This is a genomic window from Chitinophaga vietnamensis (assembly GCF_902167635.1).
Lineage (GTDB): Bacteria > Bacteroidota > Bacteroidia > Chitinophagales > Chitinophagaceae > Chitinophaga > Chitinophaga vietnamensis.
The window spans coordinates 872,392-885,623 of record NZ_CABHMS010000001.1; the positions used below are offsets into that span (position 1 = coordinate 872,392).

Annotated in this window: 8 protein-coding genes; 3 read left to right on the forward strand and 5 right to left on the reverse strand. The window is 49.7% G+C overall.

Annotated elements, in window-relative coordinates; all coding sequences use genetic code 11:
- The first annotated feature begins 74 nt into the window (after nucleotides 1-74).
- A complete protein-coding gene (locus FPG75_RS03610; RefSeq protein WP_143305184.1) occupies nucleotides 75-839 on the forward strand; it encodes a LytR/AlgR family response regulator transcription factor in 765 nt (254 codons plus the stop codon).
- A gap of 273 nt (nucleotides 840-1,112) precedes the next feature.
- Here FPG75_RS03610 and FPG75_RS03615 read toward each other — a convergent pair whose 3' ends face one another.
- From FPG75_RS03615 to FPG75_RS03625, 3 genes are all read right to left on the reverse strand, one after another.
- Complete coding sequence (locus tag FPG75_RS03615; RefSeq protein ID WP_143305185.1) at nucleotides 1,113-2,336, reverse strand: 4-hydroxy-3-methylbut-2-enyl diphosphate reductase; 1,224 nt, start codon at nucleotides 2,334-2,336, stop codon at nucleotides 1,113-1,115.
- A gap of 49 nt (nucleotides 2,337-2,385) precedes the next feature.
- Nucleotides 2,386-3,261, reverse strand: a complete 876-nt coding sequence (locus FPG75_RS03620) for a rhomboid family intramembrane serine protease (RefSeq protein WP_143305186.1) — start codon at nucleotides 3,259-3,261, stop codon at nucleotides 2,386-2,388.
- A gap of 81 nt (nucleotides 3,262-3,342) precedes the next feature.
- On the reverse strand, nucleotides 3,343-6,921 hold the full coding sequence (locus FPG75_RS03625; RefSeq protein ID WP_143305187.1) for a TraB/GumN family protein: 3,579 nt from the start codon (nucleotides 6,919-6,921) through the stop codon (nucleotides 3,343-3,345).
- A 170-nt stretch (nucleotides 6,922-7,091) separates the two neighbouring features.
- On the opposite strand from FPG75_RS03625, the gene rpsA reads away from it, so the two are divergent.
- A complete protein-coding gene (gene rpsA, locus FPG75_RS03630) occupies nucleotides 7,092-8,987 on the forward strand; it encodes a 30S ribosomal protein S1 (RefSeq protein ID WP_143305188.1) in 1,896 nt (631 codons plus the stop codon).
- 68 nt (nucleotides 8,988-9,055) lie between these two features.
- Here the strand turns inward: rpsA and FPG75_RS03635 are convergent, their stop codons facing one another.
- Nucleotides 9,056-9,820, reverse strand: coding sequence for a cyclase family protein (locus FPG75_RS03635; protein WP_143305189.1), 765 nt, complete (start codon nucleotides 9,818-9,820; stop codon nucleotides 9,056-9,058).
- An 84-nt stretch (nucleotides 9,821-9,904) separates the two neighbouring features.
- Nucleotides 9,905-10,561, reverse strand: coding sequence for a hexitol phosphatase HxpB (hxpB, locus tag FPG75_RS03640; protein ID WP_143305190.1), 657 nt, complete (start codon nucleotides 10,559-10,561; stop codon nucleotides 9,905-9,907).
- A 526-nt stretch (nucleotides 10,562-11,087) separates the two neighbouring features.
- On the opposite strand from hxpB, the gene FPG75_RS03645 reads away from it, so the two are divergent.
- A complete protein-coding gene (locus FPG75_RS03645; RefSeq protein WP_143305191.1) occupies nucleotides 11,088-13,205 on the forward strand; it encodes a HEPN domain-containing protein in 2,118 nt (705 codons plus the stop codon).
- Nucleotides 13,206-13,232: the final 27 nt, after the last annotated feature.

The window sequence follows — 13,232 nt, forward strand, 5'->3', positions numbered from 1 at the left end:
CATCACTGTAACCCGCTCTTGATTTTTATAATAGCTTAAAAACCAGCACAGACGCTGGCCTAAATCCTACAAGCATGAGTGATATCAAAGCCATTATCGTTGATGATGAGCAACATTGCATTGATGCCCTGCAAACCATGTTATCGAAAAAGTGCCCCGGTGTAAATGTGATCGGCAGGGCCAGCAGCGTAAAAGAAGCAAAGACGCTGGTAGACGAATTACAGCCCGATCTCGTTTTCCTGGATGTGGAAATGCCCCACCAGAACGGGTTTGAACTGCTCAAATTGTTCGACAAAATCTTCTTCGACGTCATTTTCACCACCGCCTACGAACAGTATGCACTCAAGGCCATCAAGTTCAATGCGCTGGACTATCTCCTGAAACCCTTTAGCATAAAGGAGTTGCAGGATGCCCTGGATAAATTCCGCGACAAACAGGCCAACCGCGGCAAAGACCTGGCCTCCTCACCGCTGGAAGTGTTCCTGCAAAACATGAAAACGCTGCATCAATCTCATAAGAAGATCGCCCTGCCTACCATCAATGGCCTCGTATTTATGCCGGTACAGAATATTGTGAGATGTGAATCGACAGGCAACTATACCAAGATATTTTTCACAGATAAGAAGAACCTGATGGTATCGCGGCCACTCAAGGAATTCGAAGAACTGCTCACAGATGTAGACTTTTTCCGCGTGCACAATTCACACCTGATCAACCTGCAACAGATGCAATCCTATATCCAGGGTGAAGGCGGCTTCGCGCTCATGAGCGATGGTACACAGGTTGAAGTGTCAAGAAGACGCAAAGCCGAATTTTTGAAAAAGGCGATGCAGTTTTGAAAATGCAATTCCAAATTTGGCCGTTTTTATGCCACTTATAGTAAATAACCTACCGGATAATAATTACCTGTTGCATGCCTTTTTTATTAAGGGTACTTTTGGATCACGATTACAATTTAGCGCTATATAAAGATTTTATTCTCTGCATTACTAGCGTGATTAGCCCCAAAGAAAAAAGACACCCTCAGGTGTCTTTTTTGTTATTGAGGGATTTTTTGATTTACGGATTTCTTGATTTAAATCCGTAAATCAAAAAATCCGTAAATCCGTAAATCAAGAAATCCCTACATATTCATCCGCTTTATGTTCCAGGCCATAGAAAGATAGCAAACGCCTTATCACGCCTTCCACGAGGGCATCGGGGCAGGAGGCGCCGCTGGTGAGCAGCACGGTTACCTGTTCTTTTTCCGGCAGGAAATGTTGGCTGTGAAGTTCTTTTTTATGATGGAAATCCCAGTGTTCAATTTCGTTGGAAGAGATGATGTGTTCCGGATCGGAGATAAAATAGGTCGGTAACTTTTCTTCACAAAGTTCTACCAGGTGAGAGGTGTTGGAGCTGTTATAGCCGCCTACCACAATGGCCAGGTCGGCCGGTTCCTGGAGCATGCCGGTAACAGCGCTCTGATTGTCGTTGGTTGCATAGCATAGCGTATCGCGGGTATCGGCAAAACGCTCGCCCACCGTGTCTTCCGTGAGGCCGAAGGTACTGATCATCACGCTGCGGATATAGTCTGCGATGGCCTGCGTTTCGGTGGCCAGCATGGTAGTTTGGTTCACTACGCCTACGCGTTGCAGGTCGGTGTTCACATCAAACCCGGGAGAGTATTGCCCGGCAAAAGTGCTGTGGAACTCGGCTGCCGGCCGTTTACCGCTGATGAACTCCGCCAGCTTTTCCGCTTCCTGGATATCTTTTACCACTACGGTAGGCGTGGCAGACTGGCTATGGGAGAAGGTGGCCCTGGTTTCTTCGTGTTTGGGTTTGCCGTGCACGATCACCGTGTAGTTCTTCTGACCGATTTGTTCCGCCTTGTTCCATACCCTTTCCACGAAAGGGCAGGTGGTATTGTATTTCAGCGGTTCGATGCCGAGTGCGCTGAGCTGTTTTTCTATTTCGAGTGTGGTGCCGAAGGCAGGAATGATCACGATATCATCCGGTTGCAGGGCATCCCAGGGAACGAGCTGGTTACCCGCGGTATCCATGAGAAATTGTACGCCACGGCCCAGCAGGTCGTTGTTCACATGGGGGTTGTGGATCATCTCACTCAACAAAAAAATACGTTTGCCGGGGTTCTCGTCTATAGTCTTGAAGGCGATCTCGATGGCATTCTCTACGCCGTAGCAGAAGCCGAAATGCCTTGCCAGCAATATTTTCAGCGGACCGAAATCCAGGGTGGTAGGCGTAAAGTCCTTCTTCATGCGGTCCTGCTGCTTGCGTCGGTTTTTGATGGAGCTGATCAGCGGACTGCGGTATATAACCGGAACGTTGAATGTTTTCATGCGCTTAAAAACGAAAATTGAATAGCAAAGGTAATCAAATGAACTGTGATCAGTTCTCCTTGCTTACTTTATCCAGCCAGGCTTTCTCTTCGGCGCTCAGGCTTTGGTAACCTTTCTCATTGATTTTGTCGAGGAGCTGATCGAGTTTGGACTGTGTATTTTCATCTGCCCGCTTCACTACTTTGAGCGGCGATTTTTTAGGTTTGAATTTGAGGGTGGTCTTTTTTTCTTTCCTGCGTTCGCTGGCGTTGAACAGCCAGATGAGCGGCTTGCCCATATCGTTGCCGGCTTGCAGCATACGGATATAAACGAAGCCAAACAATGCGCCGCCCAGGTGGGAGATCACGCCGCCGAGGTTCCCGTCCAGCATGGTAATGAGGCCCAGCACGATGAGGCCCAGTGCCAGCCATTTCAGGCGGATGGTACCCAGGAACATCAGGCCGATCTCGTAATTCGGCATCAGGGTGGCACAGGCCACCAGTATGCACATCACAGAGGCGGAAGCGCCGATCATGATCGCATCAAGGCCAGGGAAGAAAATATTATAACAGATGATGTACAGCGCCGCCCCTGCGATGCCTCCCAGCAAATACAGCGGCAACACGCGGTTATCGCCCAGGAAACTGCGGAACAGGTTACCGAACCAGTACAGGTTGATCATATTAAACAGGATATGCAACACATTCACATGGCTGAACATGTACGTGATCAGCCCCCAGGGCTTCAGTATAAAAACGCTGAAAGCAGAATGGGCAGCCACCTGCGAATACACCCAGGTGTAAATATCATTGTGCCCGAGTATGCTGACCAGGCGCACGATATTGAGCGCCAGGAAGATGATGATGTTCCAGAAAAGCAAGTGGTTAACAGTGTTTCCCTGCCTTAGCCAATAGCGAATATCCGATTGAAAAGAGGTCCCGTTCATATACACAAATTAATATAAAATCCGGGAATTTTTTTCAAGTCCCACAGCCTTTTAACACGTCCCCTTGACCATAAAGGACCTTTATTGGCCGGATGCCTCATAAGCGCTGCGGATCAGTTTCGCGAGCTCCGTTTCTTTCAAGGTCATATTGGCCGGTTCCAGCGCCTGCACAAAACCGGGGCGTACGTTGAAAGCGCCGGGAGTGGCGGGATGCGGCCCGTTCACCACATATTTCCAATCTTCCTCTTCTCCCACTTTGTATTTATATATGAAAAACTGCTTCGCGTTGATCAGCATCTTTTTTACCAGCTGCAGGTGATGGATATCATCCTCGTCCGACAGGTATTCCTGTAGAAAATTACGGGAGATGATCTCCGCAGATAACAGGCGCCTGATGGCGGGCAGCAATTTGTTGTCATCGGCCCTCCGGATAAACGACATGCCGCCATCGGGATCGTTGATACGCTTGCGCAGCTGGGCATCGCTCAGTTTGATGCCACAGTTCATCAGGCCGATCATTCCCTGATTGCTGATCAGCGCAAGGGTATCTGCTTCCATTTTGCGGAAACGCTCCACATTGCCGGCCGCCAGGCTACGGGCAGCCAGCAGGCGAGCCAGCGCATAGAGCTGGTAACGGCCGGCGGGCTTACCTTCTGATTGATACAGCTGCCATTGTTGATCAAACAGCCTTTGCAAACCAGGCTTGAGTTTAATGAGATGATATTTTTCAAAGTCGGGAGATAACCACAGAGAATCTTGCTGTGTATAAACGCTGTAGATAGAGAGAAAATCGTCCGACTGTGCGGCCAGGTCCACCAGTTGCGGAATGTATTGATTGTAATAATCCCGGTTCTTTAATTGGTAATTGATGATGCCAAAAGTGTTTCCATTCAGCTTAAAACCTGCCGCCAGCTGAAGGAACAACGGCATGCCCTTGCCGCCTTTCAGTCCTGAAAGCAGGTGCAGGATATCTTTTTGACGCTCGTAATGGCTGCGCTGGTATACCTTGGCAGCGGTTTGCAGGAATGCGTCGTCTATGGAGTCGCGCATCAGTTCCAGCAGCTTCACTTTTGCCGTATAGCCGTTAACGTTACTACTGGTATCCAGCGGGAAAGGCTGTGCCAGTGCGGCAAGTACCAACTGGCGGTTGGATGAGTCCACGGGGTAGTGCCGCACCGCCAGCAAGGCGGGATTGAACACGGCCGTATCGGTGCTTTGCAGATCCTTCAGCAGCAAGGATTTGCGGCCACGGCGTATATCCATGGTATCGAGCGGAGATGGATGGATCACGAAAGATTGACGGAACTGATCCGCGAAACCCTGATCCAGCGCCTCTTTTGAAAGCACCGCGGTAAGTGTGAACAGGCGACGGCCTTTCAGGATACTGTATCTCACGAGGTACATATCCGACTTGCGTTCCTTCAACTGACGCAAGCTCATATAGGCGCCGTTTTCCTGCCATTGACGTTGCTGTAGTATGGCTTTCGAAGTATCTGCATAATGGAGCGAATGCATCAGGCTATCCGGATGCTGCTCGTAATAAGGGCTGAACAATTGTTCCGTTACCATGTAGGTTGACTGATTGGTAACGCTGTCCACCCCTTCGTAGATACCTGTTTTGATGTTATCCACATATTGCTCGCTCATTTTCCGGTAAGGGAAGAGAGGGCCGGCCGCCTTCACGCTGAAACTCCCGTCAGGCGCGGTGGACGGCATCACAGGCGGCAGCAGTGGTTGCGGGAGTACCGACAGGCTGTTGAAGAAAAGATCAGTGAGGGCGCGCTTGCCTGCCGGAAACTGAACGAATTGCAGATAAGTGATATTGCCACGGAATACAAACCGGATGCGGCCTTCGAAGCCGTTTGAATATCTTACCCCGTAATCAGCCACGGGAAAACCAGCTAAGGTGGTGAAAGCAGAATCCGTAAATCTCGCCAAACTATCCGTTCCATGAACGCGCAGGCGGGTATCTTCTACCAGCAATTGATCATTGGTATTATAATAGCCAGGGGACGTTTTGAGCACGGCCAGGGTATAGCCAACCTGCTGCGCAGCATCGGTAGCGGTATAAGTATCAGAATAGCGGCCTTTATCATCTTCATTCGGATGGCGGCCGGTAACGAAGGTCTGGTAACCGGCCGGGAACAGTACTTTGAAGCCGTCTTTGTTATTCACGATGGTGTCGTAAGTCAGCGTAGTGCTGGCAATATCATTGAACCTTACAGAATTGAAATAGTTGTTGATCATCGCATTGCTGCTGCTGTCAACGATATTGTGCATAAACACATATGCCCGGTTATTGCGTACAAATATCCTTGCGCGGAAATAGCTGCCCATGGCCAGCAGTTCCCCTTCGAGGGCTTTGTTGTTGCGGTAGTTGACGGTGTGCTGGTTCCGGGCTTTTCCGCCGAATTGCTGCGCCATGCCGCTCAGGAGCAGCTCTTTCATTTTATCTGCATCTACGGCCACCTGCGCCAGCGCTACGGAATAGGCGAAAGCCACATCCGATTTTTCTTCATCGGAGCTGAAGTACATGCGGGTATTGGAGCCGGGGATGGGCATGGTTACCGGCATGCCGGGCAGCGTAACGCTGTAGCCTTCTGCCAGTTTGCTGAGCGGATAGCCTTTCAGTTTGTCGTATTGTTTTTTATAAGTTGTGGCAATGTCGGTGAAGGTGGCGGCTACGCGGGTAAGGGTATATCCTTTGTTGCGCAGCAGTGCGATCACGCCTTCTTTGCCGGGCAGGTGACCGGCGCCGATGGCGGCAAATACAGGTCCCTGGCTCATCAGCCGGATGATGCTGGCGGTCATATCCTGGTTGCGTTTGCGCATGAGGGCCGCTTCTTCTTTATTGTCTTTGAGATGCTGTTCAAGCCAATTGCCCAGCTGCTCTATGTTTCCACGGAAATAAATATTGACCATGGAATCGAGGAAATTGCCACGGTCTTCGGAACGGCTCTGGGTCCAGGTTTTCACGGCGCTGCTGTCAAACTGTTCATAGTAGCCGATTTCATCGAGGAAGGAGGCTTTGTCCAGTTCGGAGATGCGGGCGGAAAAGTATCCGGTTTGGTTGGAGATATCTTCGAGGCCGGCGAGGCGTTTGTGCAGGGCGCCCGCTTTCTGGTGCAGCCAGGCATCGAGGAAGATGGACTCGCGCGCTTTTTTATTGTGGCTGTATTGCGCCAGGTCTGCTTCCTGGTCTACTAATATTTTCTCTATGAACCAGAGGCGTTTGGTTTGCATCTGGCTGATATGCAGGCCGGTCTTGGCTTTCACGAGACTGTCAACAAACTGGTATTGGCTGGCATCGAATTGTTGTTGTATATAATTGACGGTGTCGAGGATGGGGCCGGAGGGATCGAGGAGATAGCTCATGAGAGAGTCGAGGTCTACCTCGTTGGCAAATATTTTTGCTTTATCGAATGCGAGCAGTACAGAATCGCTGAAATCGAATACCCGTGGGTCGCGCAGGTGCATGGTGCCATAGAGGTAAGCCGATTGCGGGATACCTGGTCCGTCGATACGCCACAGCAGCTGGTAATCATTGCGGGGCGCGGTTTTTTGCTGGGCAGATGCCGGGCAGATAAAGACGTTCCACAAAAAGACCAGGAACAAAGTACAGGAGGCCAGGCGGGGTGTAGGGAAGAAAAGGGATATCATGTATGAAAAAGATAATATGATGCAAAATTATTTAAAAAACGGTGTTAAAAGCCGGATTTTCAGCGGTTTTTTTGCCATGAAAAGTAGGAGGATACGGGTAAAATTCGTATTTTTGCCGTCCCATAAAAAAGGGAATCCGGATATCCCGGGTTAATTTTCAAATTTATATTATGAGCGAAAACAACATTCCTAACACACAAAACGCTGAACAACAGGCTACTCCGGCTACGGCTGCTGTAGAAACTGCGACAAAAAATGTTCCTGTTGCTACTGCTCACGACGATTTCGATTGGAGCGTAGACAAACGTAATGTTTCTTCTTACAGCAAAGAAGAAAAAGAAAAGTACGACGCTACTTACGAAGGTACCTTCAAAGTGTTCGAAGAGAACAGCCTGCTGACTGGTACTGTAGTAGGTCTGACTAACACAGATGTGGTGATCAACATCGGTTTCAAATCTGATGGTTTGATCTCCCTGAACGAATTCCGCGATTTACCAGGTCTGAAAATCGGTGACGAAGTAGAAGTACTGGTAGTGGAAAAAGAAGACCGCGATGGTAACCTGCACCTGAGCCGTAAACAGGCTCGCCAGAAACGTGCCTGGGAAAAAATCGTGGAAGTATACAAAACAGGCGAAGTGGTTACCGGTACTGTTACCAGCAAAACCAAAGGCGGCCTGATCGTGGACGTTTACGGTATGGAAACATTCCTGCCTGGTTCACAGATCGACGTAAAACCTGTTACCGACTACGACCAGTTCGTTGGCAAAACTATGGAGTTCAAAGTGGTGAAAGTAAACGAAACCATCCGCAACGCCGTAGTTTCTCACAAAGCGCTGATCGAAAGCGATATCGAACAACAGAGAGTGGACATCATCAGCAAACTGGAAAAAGGCCAGGTGCTGGAAGGTACTATCAAGAATATCACCGACTTCGGTGCGTTCATCGACCTGGGTGGTCTGGACGGTCTGCTGTATATCACCGATATCAGCTGGGGCCGTATCTCCCATCCGAGCGAAGTGCTGCAGATGGATCAGAAAATCAACGTTGTTGTGCTTGACTTTGACGACGAAAAACGCCGCATAAGCCTGGGCTACAAACAACTGACGCCTCATCCTTGGGATACTTTACCAGCTACCATCACTGAAGGTGCTAAAGTAAAAGGTAAAGTAGTAAACATCGAAGACTACGGCGCATTCCTGGAAATCATGCCTGGCGTAGAAGGCCTGGTACACGTTTCCGAGATCTCCTGGGCTTCTACTCCTATCAACGCTAAAGAATTCTTCAAATTAGGCGAAGAATACGAAGCAGTGGTAGTGACCCTGAGCAAAGAAGAGCGCAAAATGTCTCTGTCTATCAAACAACTGACAGAAGATCCATGGGCTACTATCGAAACTAAATTCCCTGTTGACAGCCGTCACAAAGGTATCGTGAAAAACATCACTCCTTATGGCGTGTTCGTTGAACTGGAAACAGGTATCGGCGGTATGATCCACATCTCTGACCTGAGCTGGATCAAACGTTTCAACCACCCATCTGAATACACTAAAGTTGGTAACGAAATCGACGTAGTGATCCTGGGTATTGACAAAGAAAACCGCAAACTGAGCCTCGGCCACAAACAGATCGAAGAAGATCCTTGGAACACTTTCGAAACAATCTTCCCGATCAACTCTATCCACGAAGGTACAGTTGTGAAGAAAGATGAGAAAGGCGCCACTGTTCAACTGCAATACGGTCTGGAAGCATACGCTCCTGCACGTCACCTGAGAACTGAAGATGAAAAACCAATCAACGTTGAAGACGTGAAAGAATTCATGATCATCGAATTCGATCGCAGCGAAAAACGTATCCTGGTTTCTCATACCAGAGTTTGGGAAAAAGCACAGGCGGAAGAGAAGCAAGCTATCGTGAAAGAGAAAAGAGAAGAAGCTGACAAAACCCGTAAAGCGGTGAAAAACATCCAGGGCAAAGTAGAAAAAGCTACTTTAGGTGATCTGGGTGCACTGGCTGAACTGAGAGAAAAACTGAAACAGTCTGAAGGCGGCGAAGAAAAAAGCGCACAGTAAGAACTGTTTTTGATATGAATGAAAAGCCCTCACGCTTAGCGTGAGGGCTTTTTTATTTTACGACTGATCTATTCTATAATCGCTACCACGCGCGCCGGGGCGGCGCTGGCGCCTTTTATCTTCAGAGGAAATACAGCTACCTTGAAGCCGGAAGGCGGCAATGCGCCAAGGTTTACCAGCTGTTCCATATGGCAATATTCTTTCTCCTGGCCTACGAGGTGCGCCTGCCAGAAATAATCGGCTTGGCCCCTTGCTTTGGCCTGCTGCGCCATATATTTTAATGGCAGATCAAAACCCCACTGATCGATGCCGATCACTTTCACGCCTTGGTCGATGAGCCAGCGGGTGGCGTCAGCACTCATGCCTGTGCCGCGCATAGGGTATTCTTTGGTGCCGATATACTGATCGCGGCCGGTGTGGATCAGCACAATCGTGCCGGGTGTGATCACAGCGCCGGTCTTTTCCAGGTCCTGGCGTATATCCGTTACCGTTATCTCCTCAAAATCAGCTTTGTGCGTCATGTTGATCACCACACCGCGACCATAGCACCAGTCCAGCGGCACCTCGTCGATGGTTTTGGCAGGCGCGCCATTCACAGTAGGGCTGTAATGCCAGGGGGCATCGATGTGAGTGGCGGCATGTACGCCCATGCTCACAATGCGGTCGTCGGCCCAGCCCTCAAACCCGCGCGGGAAGAGCTTTGCCGGCAGTCCTAAAAAATAACGGATCAGTAATTTGCTTTTTTTATGCGCCTTGTGTTTGATCTTGATGCGCATAAACCAGGGATCCTGTTTGTTGTAAGTAATGGTTTTGGATAGATCGATGATCTGCATGGGGATGTGAAAATTTGCCATCAAGATACAAAAAAGCCCTCCCTGACTTGCGGCAGGGGAGGGCTTTTTATATTCGGGCATTCGTTAAATTAATCGTTGCAGCGTATCATCGTTGAATTGAAGCAGAGAATCCAGCTTTACATCGGCGAGGGCATAGCGCATATCCTGACGGTTGTGCGGTTCAGGCACCACTACCGTTTTCATGCGGGCAGCTTTAGCGGCTATCATGCCGGTAACGGAATCTTCAAACGCAATGCAGTGGAGCGGGTCGCTGCCCAAGGCCTGGGCGCAGGCGAGGTATACCGCCGGGTGCGGCTTTCCGTAAGATTCAAATTCAGCAGAATATACCGCCTGGAAATAGTCGCTGATCCCGAGATGCTCCAGCACGGCGCGGATCAGGCTCATAGGAGAAGATGAGGCCAGCCCGATCTTGAAACCCTTCGCCTTAAAATAATCGAGGATATATTGCAAACCCTCCATAGACCTGCCTTTGGTGGTGATCTTATAGGTAACGCTGTCGATAATCTCCTGTGTTACTTGTTCGGCGCTTTTGCCGTCCCATTTGAAATGGTTGTGCCAATAGCTCACCACTTCTTTGGTGCGGAGGCCGGTGGTTTTGTGGGTCAGTTCGGGAGAGAGCGTAACGCCTACTGTGGAGAACACTTCCCGCATGGCGATGCCCCAGAGTGGCTCTGAATCTACCAGCAGACCGTCCATATCAAATATTACCGTATCTATCATGTCATCCTTTTTGCGCCGCAAAGATAGCAAGATCCATTTTAATGCCCGGCCTGCATTTATCTCTCCCATAACAAATAGTTATAAGGCATAAACAATGGTTATGGCCGGCGGTGGCAATTATAGCGCAGCAAGCGGGTAGGGGCGTCCCCAAACTTGCTATGGCAGGGGATTCCGGGAATAGTATCCAGCAACATGCCAAAACTGGCGGCCCAAATGGCCGGTTCCTTCCTTGAAGATTTTCTAATTGATCCCCCTGTTTTTTATGAAAAAAAGTTTTGGAATAACAGGTGCGCCGCCTATCTTTGTATTACTCTACTAAAATTATAGGAAATATGGGTAATGGACGAATGAATGGAACTTGTTGCTGTTGGTCAATGACCCGGGAGGCGCGTGTATGATGATGTACAGCTGATCTGAATCAGTCATTTTATACGAAGTCTCCGGAGAAACAACCGGGGGCTTTATTTTTTGTGAACAGTATATTCCCCTTATCAACCGTTTTTACCACCACCAGAAAATATTTTTTATGCAAAGCTTCAGAACAGAACTCGAAAATCCGGTCGTAGCACGTGATATCATTGAGCTGGAGAAAAAAATACGCCTGTTCCGCGAAGGCAGCATCCCGGAAGAAAAATTCCGCAGCCTGCGACTGGCGAGAGGGGTGTATGGCCAGCGCCAGCAAGGGGTGCAGATGGTGCGCATCAAATTGCCCTATGGTAAAATGACCTTACAGCAATGGAAACGCATCGCTGATATCTCCGACGAATATTCTACCGGCAACCTCCACCTCACCACCCGTCAGGATGTGCAGATACATTTCGTGAGTCTGGAAAAAACCCCCGAGCTGTGGTCCAAACTGGAGCTGGACGATATCACTATCCGGGAGGCCTGTGGCAACACGGTGCGTAACATCACCGCGTCGGACCGCGCCGGCATCGACCCGGAAGAGCCCTTTGACGTAACGCCTTATGCAGATGCAGCTTTCCGCTACTTCCTGCGTAACCCGGTGTGCCAGGATATGGGCCGCAAGATCAAAATAGCTTTTTCCTCCAGCGATAAAGATACCGCCTGGACTTTCATGCACGATTTCGGTATGATACCCAAAGTAAGAACGGTGGACGGCAAAACCGTGCGCGGCTTCAAAGTATTGGTGGGCGGCGGTTTGGGCGCACAGCCTTTCCTCGCCAAAACGGCTTACGAGTTCCTGGAAGAAGACCTCCTCATTCCTTACATCGAAAACGTACTGCGCGTATTTGACCGCCACGGTGAAAGAGCCAGCCGCCACAAAGCCCGCATGAAATTCCTCGTGCAGAAACTCGGCTGGGAAGAATTTGAACGCCTGGTAAAAGAAGAATATAAAGCAGTGAAACAGAAACTGGTAAAAGTAGACCATACCGCCTGGGAAGCTACCCAGCCGCCGCTTACAGGCGCCGTACCTGCTTATACCATTAAAGATCCGAAGAAATACGAAGCCTGGAAAAAGACCAACACCTTCGAACAGAAACAAGCTGGATACTTTGCAGCCTATGTGAGAGTGCCGCTGGGTAATATCAGTTCTGATGCCAGCCGTCAGCTGATCGCCGCGCTGCGCCCCGTGATCGCGGATGATGTGCGCGTAACCGCCAACCAGGGCCTGCTCCTGAAATACATACTGCCGGCGCATCTGCCCTATGTGTTCAGTGCATTGGAAGAAGCTGGCTTTGCAGAACCTGGCTTCGACAGCATCGCCGATATTACGGCATGTCCCGGTACAGATACCTGCAACCTCGGTATCTCCAGCAGCACCGGCATCTCCCAGGCATTGGAAGAAGTGATCGCCGCTGAATTTTCCGATCTCATCTACAACCGCGATATCAAAATCAAGATCAGCGGATGTATGAACTCCTGCGGCCAGCACGGTATTGCCAGCATCGGCTTCCACGGCAGCTCATTGAAAAGCGGCGGTAAAGTACTGCCCGCATTACAAGTGCTGCTCGGCGGCGGCATCGTTGGCAACGGCGAAGGACGCGTAGCCGACAAAGTGATCAAAGTGCCCAGCCGCCGCGGTCCCGACGTATTGCGCACCCTGCTGCACGACTATGAGATCAACAGCGAAGCCAAGGAATTATTCAATCAATATTACGACCGCAAAGGTGAAAAATATTTCTACGAACTGCTGAAGCCACTGGCAGATCTCAGCAACCTCAGCGAAGATGCTTTTATTGACTGGGGCCAGGCTACACAGTTTGCTACCGCCATCGGTGTGGGTGAGTGCGCAGGCGTAGTGATCGACCTCGTAGCCACCCTTTTGTTTGAAGCAGAAGAAAAATTGCAGTGGGGCACGGAAACGCTGGCCAATGGCGCGTTTGCAGATACCATCTACCACGCATATGCTTCTTTCGTACAGGCTGCAAAAGCACTGTTGCTCGGTGAAGGCGTAAGCTGTAACACACAAAGCGGTATCATCAATGATTTCGACAAGCATTTTGTAGCTACTGGAAAATTCACCTTTGAGAAAGATTTCAAATCGCTGGTGTTGCAGATCAATGAACACGAGCCCACTGAAACCTTTGCCAGACAATACTTCCAGCAGGCGCAATCTTTTTACGATGCAGCACAGGTATACCGCGTAAGCAATGCCGCCGCTGCAGCAGCGCAGGCCTGATCACATTCATTCAAATCTGAACACTAC

What these genes read in the sequence shown, in the direction of transcription:
- FPG75_RS03610 (WP_143305184.1), top strand. Translation starts at nt 75, where the DNA reads ATGAGTGATATCAAAGCCATTATCGTTGATGATGAGCAACATTGCATT.
- FPG75_RS03615 (WP_143305185.1), bottom strand. Translation starts at nt 2,336, where the DNA reads ATGAAAACATTCAACGTTCCGGTTATATACCGCAGTCCGCTGATCAGC.
- FPG75_RS03620 (WP_143305186.1), bottom strand. Translation starts at nt 3,261, where the DNA reads ATGAACGGGACCTCTTTTCAATCGGATATTCGCTATTGGCTAAGGCAG.
- FPG75_RS03625 (WP_143305187.1), bottom strand. Translation starts at nt 6,921, where the DNA reads ATGATATCCCTTTTCTTCCCTACACCCCGCCTGGCCTCCTGTACTTTG.
- rpsA (WP_143305188.1), top strand. Translation starts at nt 7,092, where the DNA reads ATGAGCGAAAACAACATTCCTAACACACAAAACGCTGAACAACAGGCT.
- FPG75_RS03635 (WP_143305189.1), bottom strand. Translation starts at nt 9,820, where the DNA reads ATGCAGATCATCGATCTATCCAAAACCATTACTTACAACAAACAGGAT.
- hxpB (WP_143305190.1), bottom strand. Translation starts at nt 10,561, where the DNA reads ATGATAGATACGGTAATATTTGATATGGACGGTCTGCTGGTAGATTCA.
- FPG75_RS03645 (WP_143305191.1), top strand. Translation starts at nt 11,088, where the DNA reads ATGCAAAGCTTCAGAACAGAACTCGAAAATCCGGTCGTAGCACGTGAT.